Source organism: Shewanella sp. MF08487, assembly GCF_050848685.1.
GTDB lineage: Bacteria > Pseudomonadota > Gammaproteobacteria > Enterobacterales > Shewanellaceae > Shewanella > Shewanella glacialipiscicola.
Genome location: NZ_JBOZPB010000002.1, coordinates 164,987 through 183,545 on the forward strand (window position 1 = coordinate 164,987; position 18,559 = coordinate 183,545).

An 18,559-nucleotide genomic window follows, 5' to 3' on the forward strand; every position below is an offset into this window, starting at 1 on the left:
CAATTTGATGGCCTTTGATGTAGATGAAGAGATACTCCAGGACTTTTTAGTCGAAGCGGGTGAGATTTTAGAGCTGCTTCAAGAGCAGCTTGTTGCGCTTGAAAATAATCCTGACGACACTAACTTACTTAACGCCATTTTCAGAGGATTTCATACTGTCAAAGGCGGCGCAGGATTTCTCAGTTTAACCCCTATGGTTGACGTTTGTCATGAAGCAGAAAACACCTTCGATCTATTGAGAACAGGCAAGCGTAGTGTTAATGCCGAGCTGATGGATATTATTTTACAAGCTGTTGATGCCATTAATACTATGTTTGCGCAAACCCAGCAGGGTGAGCAACAAGACCCTGCAGAATCTGGTTTGTTGGCAAGATTGAAAATGCTAAGTTCTGGAGCTCCTTTGGCCTCTGAAGTCGCTTATGCAGCAACCTTAGAGCCAGAGGCCGTAGTTGACGTTGAGTCGACTGTTCTTCAAGATGTAGCTGTTAATATCTCCTCTCATTCATCTTCTATTGATGACATTAATGATGCTGAGTTTGAAGCATTGTTAGATGCTCTTCATGGTTCAGGCAAAGGCCCCGCTGCAGTTGATGCTGTGGCCACCACTGCGGTGAAGTCTAATGATTCAATTAAATCAGCCGTATCAAGTAGTGACATAACTGATGATGAGTTTGAAGCATTGCTAGATGAGTTACACGGTTCTGGTAAATTTAAAGCTGAAACGGAAGTCACTATCGCGCCAAAGGTTGCCTCTACACCTTCCCCTCAATCTATTGTTGATGCGGATGAAATCACCGATGAAGAGTTTGAGCGGTTACTCGATGAGCTGCACGGTAAAGGTAGCACTCCTACTAAAGTTGAAACAAAAACTGCAACAATTGAAGTGAAAGCGGTAATCACACCAGCGGCTTCTGCTATGGCAAGTGTTGTTGCGGTAAAGCCTAAAGTTGAAATAGCCGTTGTCAATAAAGCACCAGCCAAAGCTGCATCATCGAATGTGTCCCAAGGTGAAACGACTGTACGAGTCGATACGGCAAGGCTTGACCAGATCATGAATATGGTCGGTGAGCTGGTATTAGTGCGAAACCGTCTCGTTAGTTTAGGCATCAGTCGTGATGATGAGGAAATGTCGAAAGCTTTAGCGAATTTAGATCTCGTTACCGCCGATTTACAAGGTGCGGTAATGAAAACGCGTATGCAACCGATCAAGAAAGTGTTTGGTCGTTTTCCACGGGTAGTACGCGATCTAGCACGGACACTTAATAAAGAAATTGATTTGATCATGGTCGGAGAGGAAACCGACCTAGATAAAAACTTAGTAGAAGCGCTTGCGGATCCACTTGTCCACTTAGTGCGTAACTCGGTCGATCATGGCATTGAAATGCCAAATGAGCGCGAAGCCAGTGGTAAGCCAAGAACGGGAACTATTACTTTATCTGCAAGCCAAGAAGGTGACCATATACTGCTGAAAATCGAAGACGATGGTGCAGGTATGGATCCTGAAAAGTTGAAACAAATTGCGATAACTCGTGGAGTGCTTGATGAGGACTCTGCCGCACGCATGACCGATAATGAAGCCTATAATCTGATTTTCGCACCTGGTTTTTCAACTAAAGTCGAAATATCCGATATCTCTGGCCGTGGTGTGGGTATGGACGTGGTCAAAACGCGCATTACTCAGCTTAACGGTACGGTGCATATTGATTCGATGAAAGGCAAAGGCACAATACTTGAGATTAAGGTGCCGTTAACATTGGCGATTATGCCAACGTTAATGGTCGATGTTGCCAAACAAGTATTTGCACTGCCTTTATCTAGTGTTAACGAGATATTCCATCTCGATCTGACTAAAACTAATATTGTTGATGGGCAACTGACCGTCATCGTCCGAAATAAAGCGGTACCATTGTTCTATTTGGAGCACTGGTTACATAAAAAGAAGACCACTTTTAAACATGGCGATAAAACCCATGGCCATGTAGTAATAGTTCAATTAGGTATGATGCAAATTGGCTTTGTGGTTGATGGCTTAATTGGGCAGGAAGAAGTTGTTATTAAACCTCTTGGTGCTATGTTACAAGGCACGCCAGGAATGGCAGGCGCGACGATTACATCGGATGGTGGTATTGCGCTGATCTTAGATGTGCCTGGTTTATTAAAGCATTATGCGAAAAGTAGAAATTAATTTCCACGCTAAGGAATGGAATGACCATTAAAGTATTAGTCGTTGATGACTCAAGTTTTTTTAGACGACGAGTGAGTGAAATAGTCAACCAAGATCCTGAACTGGAAGTTATCGCGACGGCCTCAAATGGGGCTGAAGCGGTGAAGATGGCGGCTGAGCTCAATCCTCAAGTTATCACTATGGATATTGAGATGCCCGTCATGGATGGCATCACAGCGGTTCGTGAGATTATGGCTAAATGCCCTACACCTATCTTGATGTTTTCTTCACTGACCCATGATGGGGCGAGGGCGACGTTAGATGCTTTAGATGCGGGAGCGTTAGATTTTTTACCTAAACGTTTTGAAGATATCGCAACCAATAAAGATGATGCTATTTTATTGCTGCAACAAAGAGTTAAAGCCCTTGGACGCCGCAGAATATTTCGGCCAGTCGCACGAGCCGTGGTGGCACCAATGCCAGCCTCACGTCCGGCAACAAGCGGTTTAAGGACTTCAAACATCGCCGCTCCAGTACCTGTTACACCGCCAGTGCGTACTTCACCTACGGCATCGATTCGAGCCAGTGGTAAGCAGTATAAATTGTTATTAATTGGCACATCTACTGGCGGGCCAGTTGCGTTACAGAAAATACTCACACAATTTCCAGCAAACTACCCACATCCTATTTTATTAATTCAACATATGCCTGCTGCATTTACTCCAGCATTTGCGAGTCGTCTAAACGGCTTATGCAACATTGAAGTGAAAGAAGCCGTTAATGGTGACGTTTTAAAGCCTGGTTGCGCGTATTTAGCGCCGGGCGGTTTGCAAATGATGATTGAACGAGCAGGGGCAACTGGTCGATTAAAAATACTCGCTGGTAGTGCGGATATGAATTATAAACCCTGTGTTGATATTACCTTTGCTTCTGCTTCTAAAGCTTTTGGTGGCGATATACTTGCCGTGGTGTTAACCGGTATGGGAGCGGACGGAAGAGAGGGGGCTCGTATGTTGAAATCTGCAGGTGCCACCATTTGGGCTCAAGATGAAGCCAGTTGCGTTGTTTATGGAATGCCGCAGGCTGTTGCTAGTGCAGGCATAGCGACCCAATCTATTGCTTTAGATAATATGGCTGAATCAATTTTAAAAGAGTCCGCTCGTGGCTAAGAATCAAGCCCCGATGAGCACAAATATTGTGCTCATCATGGTGTTAATGGGCATTGTTATTTTATGCCTTAGTGCGCTAAGTCTAGATTATCGTCATGAAAATAGTTTGTTGCGTGCAGATGTGACACGATTAGAATCGAGTCAGGTGCTGTTAATGGTGCCCGACGGTCAAGCAGAAACGATTGCGACTTGGCTAGCTTCTCATCCTGAGCAAACTCAGCTGATGTTACAAGCCGCGTCAGATGGACATAAAGCAATGACAATAGGGCCAGCACCTATTGCAAAGAATGCGGTTCCATCTTTACTAGAAAAGCATACTTCAGAAGTAGAAGCAGGCAAGGGGAATTCTACTCAAGAGTTTTCAGTTCCAAAACAGCTTCAAATACCTGACGTAAAGTTAAAGCAAGCCGAACCCAATAACGCCATTGTTATTACTGAAAATGTTGATGGTGTTAAAGTGATTAGCCTACCCAATGGTGGTATTCGAGTAACAACCAGAGAGGGCCAATAGCGATTAAGCACTCATTTTAAAGATTTTAATAAAAATTTGAATATAATTTTTGGAGCATTTTTTGAAAGTCTGGACTATAGCTAATCAAAAAGGTGGCGTCGGTAAAACCACAACGGTTGCGAGCTTAGCGGGCACTTTAGCTAAGCGCGGTAAGCGTGTTCTGATGATAGATACAGATCCACATGCTTCATTAGGTTATTACTTAGGTATTGATTCTGAAGAGGTTGCAGGATCATTATTTGATGTTTTTCTTGCACATAAAAGTCTTTCCAAAGAACTGGTGTTATCTCATATTGTGCCTACTCTCGTTGATGGCTTAGATTTATTGCCGGCTACGATGGCGCTTGCCACTTTAGATAGGGCCTTAGGTCATCAAGAGGGAATGGGATTAGTTCTACGTAATTTATTAGCGCTAGTTGCCGATGATTATGATGTGGCTATTGTGGATTGTCCGCCCGTACTTGGGGTGTTAATGGTCAATGCGCTTGCCGCTAGTCAACATATTATTATTCCAGTACAGACTGAGTTTCTGGCTATTAAAGGGCTGGAACGAATGGTTAAGACAATGGAGTTGATGGGCCGCTCGAAAAACACACGCTACAGCTACACGGTTGTGCCAACAATGTACGATAAACGTACTAAAGCGTCTCCAGCCGCTTTACAAGTCCTTGGGGCTGAATACAGTCTGACCTTGTGGCAAGATGTGATCCCTGTAGACACTAAGTTTAGAGATGCTAGCTTAGCGCATTTACCCGTATCGCATTATGCCAGTGGTTGTCGTGGTGTAAAAGCTTATGAAAGGTTATTAGATTTCTTATTAGTTGGGGAGTTTGGCCATGTCAAAATCGGTTGATGAAACTGTTTTTGATTTTTTCGCATTATTGCTGCAAGAAGATGACGATTCAAATTGCGTTGTTTCGCCTCAAAGCGCCATAAACGTAGAATCTAATCAGAGTACCGCAGTTAATCAAACAGAAAATGTTTTACTTGATGCTGCTATTTTGGCTGAAAACGGTCGCAGTGTTGTTCTGAAAAATATAGAGCATACAGTTACACCTGAAATACAACTACAATCAAAGACTCTACCAATAAAAAATGAGTTTGTTTCACCAATAAGCGCTATGGCTTCCCAAGTGAATAAGCAAGCGCTCGAGAAATTATTAGCACCAGTATTAAAAGCTAAAATGCTCGATTCTGCGCCACAAGCTGTAGAAGTTGCACAATCCACGACTGAAGATATTGTACAGTTTAAAGCTAAAATGGTACCTGATATTACGCCGATTCAGCCTGTCATTATTGAAGCTGTTGATAAGCAAAATATAGAACCTGAAACTCAGGTAGGTATTACGCCACCGAGTGTGACAAAAGACTTACAAGAAGTGCTCGATGATGAGTTTCAAGTGCTCTTTTTTCAAGTCGCGGGACTGACTCTGGCGGTGCCTTTGGTTAGCCTTGGTGGCATAGTCAAGCTTGAACGGATAAACCACATTTTTGGCCGTCCGGCATGGTTCTTAGGGGTGCAGACGTATAGGGAACAACAATTAAATATCGTCGATACCTGTGCGTGGGTTATGCCAGAAAAATACACTGATAAACTGGCACAATCGGTAAATTATCAATATCTTGTATTATTAGAAGGAAGTAACTGGGGATTAACTTGTGAGTCTTTAGTTAATGCGGTAAAAATTAATAAATCGCAGGTCAATTGGCGTAGTCAAGCAGGTAAACGTCCTTGGTTGGCAGGTGTAGTGAAAGAACAGATGTGTGGCATTTTACACGTACAAGCCTTAGTTGAAATGCTCAATGCGGGTTTAGGCTGTCAGGACTCAATTGGTTGAGGTAAACATGAAAGATACAAGAAATGTAGCAGCAGTCGCTGCAAGTAAAGATGATGTAGTATTACAATGGGTTACCTTTAAGTTGGATCATGAGACTTACGGTATCAACGTGATGCAGGTACAGGAAGTATTACGTTATACGGAAATTGCTCCGGTGCCAGGCGCTCCGCATTACGTACTCGGTATCATAAACTTACGTGGTAATGTTGTGACGGTTATCGATACCCGCTCGCGTTTTGGATTGCAACCTGCTGAAGTCGACGATTCAACTCGAATTGTAATTATCGAAGCGGAAAAGCAAGTTATTGGTATCTTAGTCGACAGCGTTGCCGAAGTGGTTTATCTGCGTCGCTCTGAAATTGACAATGCACCCAACGTTGGCACAGAAGAAAGCGCTAAGTTTATTCAAGGTGTGAGTAATCGTGATAATGAATTACTGATATTGGTTGATCTTGATAAACTATTGTCAGATGAAGAGTGGGTCGAGTTGACTCAACTCTAGTCAATGGCGATAAAGAGCTGAATACTATCATTGCATTCAGCTCTTTTGTTAGTTGGTGTGTATTCGTTTTTTTGTGATTTATATATGTGGATTTATTCTTATTCGATAAATCATCAATTGGCCAATCAAGTAAAGTACTTCGAGTGCAACACTTTGAGATTGAAATCTCACTTATGATATCTGTCAGTTGACGGCTATTAGTGAGTATAAGGATGTTTAATGGGCGATGAATTCTTGATCGCAGCGTTAGTCTATGTCATCGCGTGCTTAGGATTAGTTCTTTATTTACAAAAACAGCTGAGTAAACTAAGAAATAAAGTTGAGGCATTAACTGTCTTAGTTAAAGAAGGCGATCGTCAGCGAGAGTCATTTAAACGTGAGTTGCAAGAATTACGCAGTGGCACAATAGGTGTTGGCCGCCGTGTGATTGAATTAGAAAAGCGTTTGCTACAACAATCTGAACGAATAGAAGAGTCAACGCAACAGGACCCACAGGCAAAGCTCTATACGCGGGCGATGAAGATGGTTGCGCTGGGTGCTGGTGTTGATGAGCTGATTAAAGAGTGCGAACTACCTAAAGCTGAGGCTGAGTTGTTGATCCGTTTACATCGAAAGTAATCAGCAAGCCGTTAAACTTTATCGAGTGAAAGTTAAACTATCCAAGTTAGCTTTATTTTATTAAGTGTTAAGCTTGCTCTACGATTTTTTGATGCATATTATTCCATTGTTCGGGAAATTTTCCATCTAGCATATACACAAATGCGATAAGTTCAGCGATAAGAAGATAAAGCTCTTTAGGAATTTCCTCTCCTAATTCTAATAATTGTAAAAAACGGCTGAGATGTGGATCCTGATGGATAAATACTCCGTTAGCTTTGGCTATTGCAATGATCTCTTCAGCAATTAAACCTTCGCCAGTAGCTACAATTTTAGGTGCATTACGACCATCGTAACTTAGCGCTACAGCTTGTTTAGGCTCATTGTTTTCACTCATACTTTAACCCTCATGCTTATTCATCTTTCTAAATTTATAATCATATAGTAACGGTTAGGCTTTTGTTTTTACCAGAAAGTGATCTCCAGGCAGTAAAGTTGCCGGAACTTGCGCTATTTGTGTCGTTAGTTCGCCAGGGGTAAAGCCTAATTGTGTTAACTTTTGACTTAAAAGCATCAAATAATTATCCACTTTATTGAGAAGTATTTGGTTGTTGCCCTGGAACTGAATATCCAATTTCTGTTTCTGGTGTTGTGCAGCGATCAGTAAAGGGCCTTGTGCTAGGTTAAATTTGAGTTGTAAGCGCCAGCTCGATTTTTTTTCTGCATCATCTGGGTCGCTTTCTTGTTCAAATTTCCCTTCTAGCTGTTCATGCCGTTGGTTGATACTGTAGGGTAATGCAAAAAACCAAACTAAATTACCTGTATTTTCAGTACTTGCCTGTGGGTATAGATGTAAGTTAGAAGCAAATTGCGCTATGGACTCTAGACCGCCGGCTTTGCCTAGTTGGCCAAGCTGTTTAGTTGATAAACCAACTTTAGACTGTAACTGCTCTAGATAATCCGCAAGTTTTTTACTCATTGATACTGAATTATTATTTGCTGTAAAACCTAGGATGAGTTGGAATAGTGAGCTAATTGCACTGGCATTCATAAAGGTTGAATTTTGATTTAGTTGCGGAGAGGCGAGATTTAGGCTCGCAAGCCCAAGAATATTTGCCTTAAGAAAATCTAAATCATTTAATTGACTTAAGGGGGGTAATCCTAAATGTGGCATATTCTTAAATAGCTCTGATACTAAATTTGAGCTGCTATGATGGGGAGATGCCTCCGTAGGCAGTGCGCCCGCTTTATTGAACGCTTTTTGTAAAACGTCCACAATTTTTGTTGAAACATCTGTTTTAATCTCGCCCCCTAGTGTTCCAGTCCCTTTATCACTTGAGCTTGTATTATTAACTAATTTAGCGAGGTCAGTAATGCTAGTTTCTGTCTTGGACGTATTTTGAGCGGTCGCTAAATTAGTTATGATGGTGTTTTTTGCTGAGTCAGATGACGGTGTCATTGTTTCTAGTTTTTTAAAAAAGGCAGAGATGATCTGGACCGGTTCTATTTTTGCGATAACAATATCAGACGATAATTTATTTATGGGAACTTGAGTTTCATTTATTGGCGCCCCAATAGCTATTTCAAGTTTGCCCTGTATTGGGGTGAGTAATAAAATGGGGCGCCCTTGCTGTAAGCTTATTTTCGCTAAAAATTCTCCTTGTGTGAGTTTTGCTCCAGGATCTTGTGCTACAACAGTGCCGTTTGCAAAGTGAAGTTCTTTGTTAACTATGGCGACGTTGGGCAATGGATAGCCTTGGACACGGGTAGCAAGAGCTTCAAGCTGTGCTGAGGTAATGCCATTTTGTTGTGCCAAATTGATGATAGCATCAGGTACTTTAAGTATAATCGGTGATGCTAAGGCCAGTAGTTGACTTGTTGGACTTGGTACCGCAAGAGCTGATGTTTGGCTGGTGGTGATATTTTGCATTAATAAAAAATGAGTTGTAGTCAACAATGTTTGACGCTGTTGAGCATTAACAAGCTTTAAATTATATTCTGTACCGTTTAGAATAATACTATCGCCCTCGGGTGAGGTTTGCACTTGAACAGGAATAGGGCGTGAAGCGGTATTTTGTGCCTCAGTTTGAGCCACAGCCGTTTGCGGCTGTGTATTTAGATTGTTAGTAGGTGGTATTGACTCCATTTAATGACCTTTCATAGTTACACTGCGATATATTCGTTTGATAAAATTAACAATTGACCAATTTTTTTTGCTCAGTATGCTTATGCGCTTTGTGATAAACAACTGCCATACTGATAGTACGCTATTAAGACGAATTATCTTTATATCGTCATTTTTATCCCGTCACTTTAGCGAAAACTGGGTGTCTAAGCTGTACATTTATATTAAGAGAGTGATATGACGTTGAAATGGATGGGGTTATCTTTGGGATTAATACTGTTGCCTCAGCAGGTATATGCAGCAGATGAACTCGCGCAAGATGCTGTGGCACAAGCAACTCCGACGGTACAAATTACCTATGATGATCCCCGCGACCCATTCGAAGGCTTCAACCGCGCAATGTGGGATTTTAACTATCTTTATCTAGATAGATATATTTATCGCCCAATTGCTCACGGTTATAACGATTACATTCCAATGCCGGCTAAAACGGGTATCAATAACTTTGTTCAGAACCTTGAAGAACCTAGCAGCTTAGTGAATAACTTGTTGCAAGGAAAATTGGGCTGGGCAGCAAATGCCGGTGGGCGTTTTACCGTTAACTCGACCGTTGGACTACTCGGTATTATTGATGTTGCGGATATGATGGGTATGAACCGTAAACAAGACGAATTTAACGAAGTGCTTGGCTATTATGGTGTGCCCAATGGTCCATATTTTATGGCGCCGTTTGCCGGACCCTATGTAGTGCGAGAACTCGCGTCAGATTGGGTCGATGGTCTATACTTTCCGTTATCGGAGTTAACCATGTGGCAAACGGTCGTGAAATGGGGGCTGAAAAACCTTCATTCTAGAGCCTCGGCGATTGATCAAGAACGGTTAGTCGATAATGCACTCGACCCCTATGCCTTCGTTAAAGATGCCTATTTACAACACATGGACTATAAAGTCTATGATGGTAATGTTCCTCAAAAACAAGATGATGAGTTACTCGAGCAATATATGCAGGAGCTTGAGTAACATTATTTGCCGTACTTGATTGTATTTGTTGATAGTAACAAAGTATTTGCCTTATTTTTTAAAGGGCTCTAACGGCAGCATCACTTGATTAACGGTTAATGCTGAATTTTATTCGGAAACCTTTATGGCGTTAAATAGCGTTGCTGTTCTTTTAGTTGAAGATGACCCTGTGTTTAGGCAAATAGTTGCACATTTCCTTGAAAACCAAGGTGCGCAAGTCATGCAAGCCTGTGATGGTGAGCAAGGCCTGTCATTTTTTAAATCGCAGCATTTTGATGTAGTCCTTGCTGACCTGAGTATGCCCAAGCTTGGCGGGCTCGATATGTTAAAGGAAATGATAACGTTAGCGCCTTTAGTTTCTTATATCGTGATCTCGGGTAATAATGTTATGGCCGACGTTGTTGAAGCATTACGGCTCGGTGCAAGTGATTATTTAGTCAAACCCGTAGCTGATTTATTTATTATTGAACAAGCTATTAAGCAAAGCCTTCATCGTTATCACACTGATGATGTTCATGCAGCTGACTTTGATGCGCTTTCTTTTCAAGAGTTGAGCGATAATCTTGCAATGCTAGAGCAAAGTGTTGCTGCAGCAAAACAGGTCCAACAACAGCTTTTTCCTGCTTCAAATATCAGTTACCCCGCAGCTAAAGTCGATTACAGTTTATATAAAAACAGTGACATAAGTAGCTACTTTATCGACTCAACCATGGTGGGTAGTCATCATCTCATCATGTATATGGCCCATTTATATCCGGAAGATAACCGAGCCGCGTTTGCCTCTGTGCTGCTTAGAAGTTTTGTTAATCAGAAACTTAAAGATTTTCGTAGTGGACAGAGTCAGACTATTATTGAGCCATTTAATATGCTGAGTTACCTGAATGAACGTTTAGTGAAATCGGGTCTCGATATCAAAGCGGATATCATTTATATCTCTATTGAACTGACAAAGTATCGAACTGCTATTGCTCATGCGGGGAAGGGACTACGTTGTTACTTACGTAATAGCGAAGGCTTGAGTCCGCTTGCACTCTCCGAGAGTTCACAGTTGGGTGTATTAGATTGGGTTAAACCGAGTATTCAGTTCCGTAGTATGTTGCCACAAGAACAATTATGCATCGCGACAAGTGAACCAGAGCATAAACAGTTGTTGCTTGATAACCAGTTTAAGGGGCTAATTTACGATAAAACATTACCCGCTGGCGGTTTTTTGCAGTTGAGCCTGTAACGTTTACAAGTCTGTGACTGTTTTATATTGAGTAATACTTTGATATTTGCATCGCGTAAAAAAAACGCCTTACTATTACAAGTAAGGCGTTTTTGTTTTTGCAGTTGAGTAAAGTACTAGCGTTTAATTATCGCTTCATGCTCAGCTGTTACCGCTATTTCACTTTCTAATGCTTCGGCTTCAGTTTGATGTTTGCTTTCGGCCCCGTGCATCCAATCGACTAACTTATCAGCCATAAAATACAAGACTACGCCTGAAAGTGCGGCAGTGATTGCAATGCCAGAGAAGATTGCCATTGCATTCGCAAGTTGCTCTTCTTTTTCGCCGCCATGGCCGATAAACGAACCAACAACACCGCCAATTTTGTTAGCGGCTGCAACAAAGAGGAACCAAGCTCCCATCATCAAAGAAGCAATGCGCAATGGGGCAAGCTTAGTGACCATAGACAAGCCGATGGGAGATAAACATAGTTCACCCATAGTGTGGAAGAAATAAGCGCCTACTAACCACCACATGCTTGATTTAACGGATGCATCGCCGCCCATTTGCATTACAGCACCAATCATAAAGAGGAAACCGATGGCGAGTAAAAATAAACCTAGTGCAAACTTAACGGGGGAATTAGGTTCGTTCTTACCTAAGCGGATCCAAATAGAAGCAATTACTGGCGCGAATAGCACAATAAAGATAGCGTTTAAAGATTGGAACCAAGTCGTCGGAACTTCAAAGGAGCCAACCATGCGGTCGGTGAATTCATTCGTGAACAAATTCATTAAACCGCCGGCTTGCTCAAAGCCAGCCCAGAAAATAATCGTGAATAAACCCATCACCATGATGACCTTAATACGGTCACGCTCTACTTTAGTGAGTGGTTCCTTACGTTCTTCACCTTTTTCCAGTGCTTTTTGCTTTTCAAGCTTAGCGGCAGGTACGGTACCTATGTCACCTAAGTATTTTTGCGCGAACAAAAATTGAATAATTAACGAGAAAATCATTCCAACACCAGCACAAAAGAAACCTGCTTGCCAGTTATTGACAAAAACTTCCTCACCATTAACAACAGTAGTATGCCCAAAAGACGTATAAGCCCAAGCCACGATAAAGCCTGACAGAGCCGCGCCTAGGTTGATACCCATATAGAAAATAGTGAATGCACCGTCACGACGGTGATCGCCTTCTTCGTATAAATCACCCACCATAGTTGAAATATTGGGTTTGAATAGACCGTTACCAAGAATGAGAGTACCTAGACCAATATAGAATACGGTAGTTTCTAAACCGGGGATCCAACTATGTGGCGCAGCCAGTAAAAACTGACCTGCAGCCATCAAAGCACCACCAAAATAAATCGCTTTACGTTGACCCAGTACATTATCTGCTAACCAACCACCAATAAGCGGCGTTAAATAGACTAAGCCTGTGAATGTACCATAAAGTGATAAAGCTTCTGCTTGAGTCCAGCCTAAACCATGCCCGCCATCACTCTGCACTTTATCTACGAGGTATAGCACCAAAATGGCACGCATTGCATAATAACTAAAACGTTCCCAGAGTTCTGTTGTAAACAGCAAGAACAATCCTTTTGGATGTCCAAGCATCGTTCCTTGTGGTTTTGCTACGCTCATGAAGTCTTCCACCTTAAGCTCGTGATTGCCTGTGGGCCCCTGAAACAGGATGATGTCACCACAGAAAAATAATGATTACTCGTCCCAAATCGTCTATGGGCTTAATCAGCAAGCATTTAGCACGATAAACGATAGCGTGCCTCATCAATTGTTGAATAACCGCTAGTTGCGTATGGGTTATTGTTACTCTTTTATAGTAAAAGTAATGTTTTTAGTTTTTAAATGTGTTGTTTCGCTAAAATCCCACCTTATATACCCCTTAAAAGCAACAAAAGTCAATTTTGGTAAGCATAAGTGGTGACATTATCGGCAATTGAGTTACGCGGGAAAGTTAACGCATTTTTGCTAATGTAAAAGTGATTGTATGGATACTGAACGAGAGATGTTAATTGACTAAAAACTACTTCCATGAGCTTAAACATCTTTGCTATGATTGCGCCCCGTGAATGGACGTCACTTAAAATAGGGCAGTGAGATTAGTGTATGAAGGCATGGTACCTCTTGTATTGTAAGCCTCGTAGTGAAACGAGAGCACAACAAAACTTAGCACTTCAAAATTTAGAGACCTACTTACCTATGATCTCTGAAGAGAAACCTCAACGTGGGCGTAAACAAATTTGCCGCGTCCCCTTGTTCCCTAATTACCTATTCATCAATTTTGACCCAAGCCAGACAAGTGTTAGGCAGGTCCATTCTACTCGTGGTGTGAATCGTATCGTTAATTGTCGTGAACAAATGACGCCTATTGACGATAGAGTTATTCATGCCATTCGCATGAAAGAATTAACGCCTTCCCAAACCGTATTAGCCGAAGAAGCAGAGCTAAGAACGGGGGAGAAAATTCGTTTTAAAGATGGGCCTTTCATTGATTTAGAAGGTATTTTTCAAGAAAAATGCCCTAATAAACGTTGTCATATCCTTTTTAACATTATGGGCCAAGTCAAACTCGTTGCTGTGCCGCAGCAAAGTGTAGAACGAGTCTGTATTTAATTTATAGATATCGCGCCAAGAGATTTGCTAGTTTTTTTGTAAGACATTAGCCATTCTTAAGCTGCTCTTGACTTGTTTTATGGAAGGTAGATGATTCTTAATCTCTTATTAAACAGTCGCTTGCAGCCTTGGCGCGCAGAATTTGACTCGCCGATAAGTTAATAGGTTGAAATGTGAACGGCTAGGTGTTCAGTAGAGCAATAAGCGTACAAAGTGAAGTGTATTTTTAGAGTAACATGCAGTTTTATTGATGCAGTGTTAATTGCTAAGCGTGTTTTTATAAGCTGATGGGATATCACGCGCTAGCAGTTGGATATTAAACTCTACATTTTGCTACTATAACGGTATGCAATTATTGCTTTGTTCATGAAAAATAAGATTTTTCGCATCGCGAAGGGCAATTTAGAAGCCGTAATCTATGGGCGGTAGCGTGTCTAAAAGGCATGGATACATGACTAAATAGTATCATTCGTTAAGCCGACGTCAAAAGCCACTACGTGGATAGCTAGCGTGTTTGAAAGCATTAGAATTATAGCTTGGCTCTATATACAAGAACCAAAAATCTCGAACGTATAGTTTGCATATATGCACACAAGCTTCAAATAAAAGAATATCCGCCTTTAATTGCTTTGAGTATTTAGCTGAAGGCTTAACTTAACGTTTTGATTGAATTATATTAACGGAGATAACTGGTGTTACAACAAATCAAAAAAATCATCATAGTTGGCCTTAGTACGACCATATTGATGGGCGCTCAGGCTCTGGCCGTCACGCCATCTCCGCAAATGATTGAGCAGTTCAAGCAGCTACCTAAATCGGAACAAACAAGGCTTGCGAAACAATATGGAATCGATCCAGCGATGCTTTCTGGATCTCAGGCACAAACTCAGCTTTCAAACCCAGAAGTGGTAGGGGCTAGAGATATAAATGACAACGATAGCGAGACTGATGAACGAAGTCGTGATAATCGTAAAAAAACGACTAAATCAGAGTTCGATTTTTCTGAAGATAGCAGCAAAATGAAATTGCGCCGTTTCGGCTACGAAATGTTCGCGGGTGAGCCGAGTACCTTTGCACCGGTGTCAGATGTGCCTGTGCCTAGCGAGTATCTTGTCGGTCCTGGGGATAATATTAAAGTCCAACTTTATGGTAAAGATAACAAAGAGTATGACTTAGTTATTAACCGTGAAGGTGTTATACAGTTCCCTGAACTCGGGCCAATACCGGTTATGGGTCTTAGCTTCTCTGAATTACGCGATTCTTTATCTGAGCGAATTAAGCAACAGATGATTGGTATCGAGTCAAATATCACTATGGGTGAGCTACGCTCAATCCGTATTTTTGTGGCTGGCGACGCTTATAAACCCGGTTCTTATACCGTTTCAAGCCTTTCAACTATTACTCAAGCCTTATTTGTTGCTGGCGGCGTGAATGAAATCGGTTCGCTACGTAATGTGCAACTTAAGCGCAATGGCAAGCTTGTAGGCACTTTAGACCTTTATGACCTCCTTATGCGTGGTGATGCTTCAGGTGATTTAATGCTCCGTTCTGGGGATGTCGTGTTTATTCCCTCGATTGGTGGGCTGGTTACCGTGACGGGCGAAGTTAGGCGTCCAGCTATTTACGAGTTAAAACATAATGAAAATATGGCTGACGTTATTGCAATGGCCGCGGGTTTAAACGCAGGAGCCTATCCAAAAAGTAGCTCTATTGAACGTTATAATAATAACTCGCTTAAAACCGTTGTGAATGTCGATTTAACCACCGATCAAGGCAAAGGTACACCAGCTAAAGCAGGCGATGTTGTTAAAGTGAAAAGTGCTTCTGAGCAATACGAAAGTGCCATCTCTATCGCAGGTGCTGTGGTTCGCCCTGGTAAATATCAATGGTTTGCGGGCCAAAAAATTAGTGATGTACTGCCTTCGTTGTGGGGCGATTTAGCGGCCTCGGCTGATCTTGATTACGCGATTGTGATCCGCGAAGTCAATCAATATGGCGATATCGAAGTACATCAATTTTCTCCAGGAAAAGCCATCGGCGCTAAAGATATCAGTCAAGATTTAAGTTTAAATGCTCGCGATAAAATTATTGTTTTTAACTTCTCTGATGATATTCAGAATCGTTATGAGTTAAACAAATTAGTGAAAGAACGCGTTGAAAAGGTGACGTCTTTAAATACTAATAACCTTTTAGGCTCGGATCTATTTAAAGCGGGATTTGTACAACTGGACAAAAGCAAATTAAAAGAACGTTCAGATCTTGCGGGTGTGGTATTAACAGATAAAAAAGAAGCTGAAGAGGCTGAAGTCGTTAAAGGTGTCGTCAGTAAAATGCTAGCTAATCTTTTTGACGACACAGAGCTACTTAAGCTAAGTAATCAAATGGGACGGCAAGAGCTACTGTATCCCGTAATGGTTAAATTAAATAGTCAAGGTCGCGCGGGTTCAGGGATTCAAATTGTCGCCATTGATGGTCAAGTCCGCCAACCTGGCGTGTATCCTCTCACTGTAGGTGCCCGTGTTAATGATTTAGTGATTGCCGCTGGCGGTTTAAAGGAAGGTGCTTATACTGCCAAAGCAGAATTAACCACTACCTCAACCGATATTAATGGCTCAAGTATTAGACATAATAATATTGATTTAACACAAGCTCTGCAGGGATTTGATAGTGCCAATATTCGTTTAACAGGGCGTGACATGTTAACTGTCATGACGACTCCTGATTGGCAAGAAACTAAAGTGGTTGAAATCCGAGGTGAAGTCAAATTTCCTGGTCGTTATAATATTCACCGTGGTGAAACATTAAGTGATTTAATTACCCGGGTGGGAGGCTTTACTGATTACGCCTATTTACCCTCAGCAGTCTTTGTGCGTGATTCAGTCCGTCAACAAGAACAAATTGAGATTAAAAAGCTAGCCGATCAATTACGCCGAGATATCGCGACGCGTGGTGTGTCGCAAGATGGCACTATGGTTAATTATACTGATGCACAATTGATGCTAGCCGATCTGGAAAATATTAAAGCGGTTGGACGTCTCGTTGTTGATTTAGCGGCGATTTCATTAGGGATTGAACAGGCTAATATTCAGCTCGAAGATGCTGATATTCTCTATATACCATCAACTAAGCAAACGATTGCCGTAATGGGGGAAGTTCAACATCCTGCAACGCATAGATTTAAAGATGGCCTGACTCTAGACCAGTATTTAGCAATGTCTGGCGGTGCACGTAAGCGCGCCGATGAAGACCGCACTTATGTTATTCAAGCTAATGGTTCAGTACTAATGCCAGGACGTTCAAGTTGGTTTAGTAGCGAAGATCAGTTACAACCCGGCGATACTATCATTGTACCTTTAGATACTGAATATAAAGATAATTTAAGTTTATGGACACAGATTACGGGTATTATCTACAATACCGCCGTAGCTATTTCAGTCATCTCAGGTCTATAAATTGGCTGATATTATCTGTTTATTGAAGAGGCTTAATTTTTTATATTGTTGATGTATTAATTAAAAATACTACGGAATACGTTATGTTTTCGTAGTATTTTTATTCTTACAACGTATAGCGATTTAAGCGAATCATTTTGTAATACCGTATCAATCTCTATTGATAACATATATTAAGAGACAATTGTCCAATGCCCACTGAAGTTTCTAACTACCATAACGACGCTCAGTTTCCACAAACCACAATGAAAGATGACGAAATCGATCTGCGCGAGCTTTTCTCAGTTATTTGGCAAGGTAAATGGCTAATTATCGCTGTTACAGCTGTATTTGCTATTGGCGCGATTATTTTTGCAATTAAGCAACCTAATATTTACAAATCTGAAGCATTACTCGCGCCAGCATCTGAAGAACAAGGTGGCGGCTTGAGCGGACTCGCATCGCAGTTTGGTGGGTTAGCAAGTTTAGCTGGCGTTAATTTGGGTGCCAAAGGCGGAGTCGATAAAACTCAAATGGCAATAGAAGTCATAAAATCACGCCAATTTGCTGCAGATTTTATTCAAAAGCATAAAATTTTACCCGATTTAATGGCTACAAAAGCGTGGGATATTGCCCAGGACAAACTTATTTATGACCCTGAACTTTACGACGCACAAGCCAACACATGGGTCCGTGAAGTAAAAGCGCCGTTTAAGCCTGAGCCTTCAATGCAAGAAGCTTTTAAAGTGTTTAGCAAAGTTGTAGTGGTTAATACTGCTAAAGAGACTGGCATGGTGACTATTGCTGTTGAACATTTATCACCAACAGTCGCACAGCAGTGGATTATTTGGCTAGTACAAGATATCAATAAAACGATGAAAGATCGCGATGTTGCCGAGGCTAATCGTAGTCGTGAGTTTTTAAGTCAACAAATCGCTTTAACAAATGTCGCGGATATAAAAACAATCCTTTACAAGCTGATTGAAGAGCAGGCTAAAACCATTATGTTTGCCGAAGTGCGTGATGAATACGTATTTAAAACTATTGATCCAGCATTTGTACCTGAAGAAAAAGCTAAACCGAAACGCGCATTAATTTGCGTATTAGGCACTATGCTCGGCGGGATGCTCGGCATAATGTTTGTATTAGTAAGACATTTTGTTAGGAAAGGAGATTGAAATATCTCTAAAAAAGCCTATTGGGACAGTTTTAATAAAAAAGTAAAACCTAGGCTCTATAGGGGATAGTGAGAAGTCGACTGTATCAAAATGGATGAAATGTGTTTCAGTTTGATTTGTAAGACTGAGATACAAAAGTTAAAAATTCTGCGTTTGTCATTCTATATTTGCCATTGACTAT

The 18,559-nt window shown here is 41.4% G+C and carries 15 protein-coding genes; 12 read left to right on the forward strand and 3 right to left on the reverse strand.

Translation table 11 applies throughout. The annotated features are described in order from the left end of the window. Nucleotides 1–7 precede the first annotated feature (7 nt). From ACRN9H_RS02130 to ACRN9H_RS02160, 7 genes are all read left to right on the forward strand, one after another. Nucleotides 8–2,185, forward strand: a complete 2,178-nt coding sequence (locus ACRN9H_RS02130) for a chemotaxis protein CheA (RefSeq protein ID WP_432312259.1) — start codon at nt 8–10, stop codon at nt 2,183–2,185. A gap of 20 nt (nt 2,186–2,205) precedes the next feature. Next, nucleotides 2,206–3,333, forward strand: coding sequence for a protein-glutamate methylesterase/protein-glutamine glutaminase (locus tag ACRN9H_RS02135; protein WP_432312260.1), 1,128 nt, complete (start codon nt 2,206–2,208; stop codon nt 3,331–3,333). A 13-nt stretch (nt 3,334–3,346) separates the two neighbouring features. Further along, nucleotides 3,347–3,844, forward strand: a complete 498-nt coding sequence (locus ACRN9H_RS02140) for a membrane anchored protein in chemotaxis locus (protein ID WP_432312349.1) — start codon at nt 3,347–3,349, stop codon at nt 3,842–3,844. Nucleotides 3,845–3,905: 61 nt separating this feature from the next. Further along, nucleotides 3,906–4,697: a ParA family protein gene (locus tag ACRN9H_RS02145; protein ID WP_263189583.1), complete on the forward strand. Its 792-nt coding sequence runs from the start codon at nt 3,906–3,908 to the stop codon at nt 4,695–4,697. After that, nucleotides 4,681–5,682 carry a chemotaxis protein CheW gene (locus ACRN9H_RS02150; RefSeq protein ID WP_432312261.1) on the forward strand — a complete coding sequence of 334 codons (1,002 nt, stop codon included), beginning with the start codon at nt 4,681–4,683 and terminating at the stop codon, nt 5,680–5,682. The genes ACRN9H_RS02145 and ACRN9H_RS02150 overlap by 17 nt, the downstream gene beginning before the upstream one ends. A gap of 7 nt (nt 5,683–5,689) precedes the next feature. After that, nucleotides 5,690–6,184 (forward strand): chemotaxis protein CheW, encoded by a 495-nt coding sequence (locus tag ACRN9H_RS02155; RefSeq protein ID WP_432312262.1) that lies wholly within the window; start codon nt 5,690–5,692, stop codon nt 6,182–6,184. A 219-nt stretch (nt 6,185–6,403) separates the two neighbouring features. Continuing rightward, complete coding sequence (locus ACRN9H_RS02160; RefSeq protein WP_220775087.1) at nt 6,404–6,802, forward strand: DUF2802 domain-containing protein; 399 nt, start codon at nt 6,404–6,406, stop codon at nt 6,800–6,802. 67 nt (nt 6,803–6,869) lie between these two features. Here ACRN9H_RS02160 and ACRN9H_RS02165 read toward each other — a convergent pair whose 3' ends face one another. Both ACRN9H_RS02165 and ACRN9H_RS02170 read right to left on the reverse strand, forming a co-directional pair. Then, nucleotides 6,870–7,178 carry an EscU/YscU/HrcU family type III secretion system export apparatus switch protein gene (locus tag ACRN9H_RS02165; RefSeq protein WP_220775088.1) on the reverse strand — a complete coding sequence of 103 codons (309 nt, stop codon included), beginning with the start codon at nt 7,176–7,178 and terminating at the stop codon, nt 6,870–6,872. A 54-nt stretch (nt 7,179–7,232) separates the two neighbouring features. Further along, nucleotides 7,233–8,927, reverse strand: coding sequence for a hypothetical protein (locus ACRN9H_RS02170; RefSeq protein WP_432312263.1), 1,695 nt, complete (start codon nt 8,925–8,927; stop codon nt 7,233–7,235). A gap of 216 nt (nt 8,928–9,143) precedes the next feature. Between ACRN9H_RS02170 and ACRN9H_RS02175 the strand changes: the two genes are divergently transcribed. Both ACRN9H_RS02175 and ACRN9H_RS02180 read left to right on the forward strand, forming a co-directional pair. Beyond that, the gene (locus tag ACRN9H_RS02175; RefSeq protein WP_432312264.1) at nt 9,144–9,926 is read left to right on the forward strand and encodes an MlaA family lipoprotein; all 783 of its coding nucleotides are present in this window, start codon (nt 9,144–9,146) and stop codon (nt 9,924–9,926) included. Between the two features lie 124 nt (nt 9,927–10,050). Then, nucleotides 10,051–11,154, forward strand: a complete 1,104-nt coding sequence (locus ACRN9H_RS02180; protein WP_432312265.1) for a response regulator — start codon at nt 10,051–10,053, stop codon at nt 11,152–11,154. A gap of 116 nt (nt 11,155–11,270) precedes the next feature. On the opposite strand, the gene ACRN9H_RS02185 is transcribed toward ACRN9H_RS02180, so the two are convergent. Then, nucleotides 11,271–12,779, reverse strand: coding sequence for a peptide MFS transporter (locus tag ACRN9H_RS02185; RefSeq protein ID WP_432312266.1), 1,509 nt, complete (start codon nt 12,777–12,779; stop codon nt 11,271–11,273). Between the two features lie 483 nt (nt 12,780–13,262). Here ACRN9H_RS02185 and rfaH point away from each other — a divergent pair, with 483 nt between their 5' ends. From rfaH to ACRN9H_RS02200, 3 genes are all read left to right on the forward strand, one after another. Beyond that, on the forward strand, nt 13,263–13,769 hold the full coding sequence (gene rfaH, locus ACRN9H_RS02190) for a transcription/translation regulatory transformer protein RfaH (RefSeq protein WP_432312267.1): 507 nt from the start codon (nt 13,263–13,265) through the stop codon (nt 13,767–13,769). A 692-nt stretch (nt 13,770–14,461) separates the two neighbouring features. Next, a complete protein-coding gene (locus ACRN9H_RS02195) occupies nt 14,462–17,221 on the forward strand; it encodes an SLBB domain-containing protein (protein ID WP_432312268.1) in 2,760 nt (919 codons plus the stop codon). A gap of 191 nt (nt 17,222–17,412) precedes the next feature. After that, nucleotides 17,413–18,378, forward strand: coding sequence for a Wzz/FepE/Etk N-terminal domain-containing protein (locus ACRN9H_RS02200; RefSeq protein ID WP_432312269.1), 966 nt, complete (start codon nt 17,413–17,415; stop codon nt 18,376–18,378). Nucleotides 18,379–18,559: the final 181 nt, after the last annotated feature.

Excerpts from the sequence above, each read along its gene's own strand:
- ACRN9H_RS02180 (WP_432312265.1), top strand. The coding sequence starts at position 10,051 with ATGGCGTTAAATAGCGTTGCTGTTCTTTTAGTTGAAGATGACCCTGTG.
- ACRN9H_RS02155 (WP_432312262.1), top strand. The coding sequence starts at position 5,690 with ATGAAAGATACAAGAAATGTAGCAGCAGTCGCTGCAAGTAAAGATGAT.
- ACRN9H_RS02185 (WP_432312266.1), bottom strand. The coding sequence starts at position 12,779 with ATGAGCGTAGCAAAACCACAAGGAACGATGCTTGGACATCCAAAAGGA.
- ACRN9H_RS02135 (WP_432312260.1), top strand. The coding sequence starts at position 2,206 with ATGACCATTAAAGTATTAGTCGTTGATGACTCAAGTTTTTTTAGACGA.
- ACRN9H_RS02165 (WP_220775088.1), bottom strand. The coding sequence starts at position 7,178 with ATGAGTGAAAACAATGAGCCTAAACAAGCTGTAGCGCTAAGTTACGAT.
- rfaH (WP_432312267.1), top strand. The coding sequence starts at position 13,263 with ATGAAGGCATGGTACCTCTTGTATTGTAAGCCTCGTAGTGAAACGAGA.
- ACRN9H_RS02200 (WP_432312269.1), top strand. The coding sequence starts at position 17,413 with ATGCCCACTGAAGTTTCTAACTACCATAACGACGCTCAGTTTCCACAA.
- ACRN9H_RS02160 (WP_220775087.1), top strand. The coding sequence starts at position 6,404 with ATGGGCGATGAATTCTTGATCGCAGCGTTAGTCTATGTCATCGCGTGC.
- ACRN9H_RS02130 (WP_432312259.1), top strand. The coding sequence starts at position 8 with ATGGCCTTTGATGTAGATGAAGAGATACTCCAGGACTTTTTAGTCGAA.
- ACRN9H_RS02170 (WP_432312263.1), bottom strand. The coding sequence starts at position 8,927 with ATGGAGTCAATACCACCTACTAACAATCTAAATACACAGCCGCAAACG.
- ACRN9H_RS02140 (WP_432312349.1), top strand. The coding sequence starts at position 3,347 with ATGAGCACAAATATTGTGCTCATCATGGTGTTAATGGGCATTGTTATT.
- ACRN9H_RS02150 (WP_432312261.1), top strand. The coding sequence starts at position 4,681 with ATGTCAAAATCGGTTGATGAAACTGTTTTTGATTTTTTCGCATTATTG.
- ACRN9H_RS02175 (WP_432312264.1), top strand. The coding sequence starts at position 9,144 with ATGACGTTGAAATGGATGGGGTTATCTTTGGGATTAATACTGTTGCCT.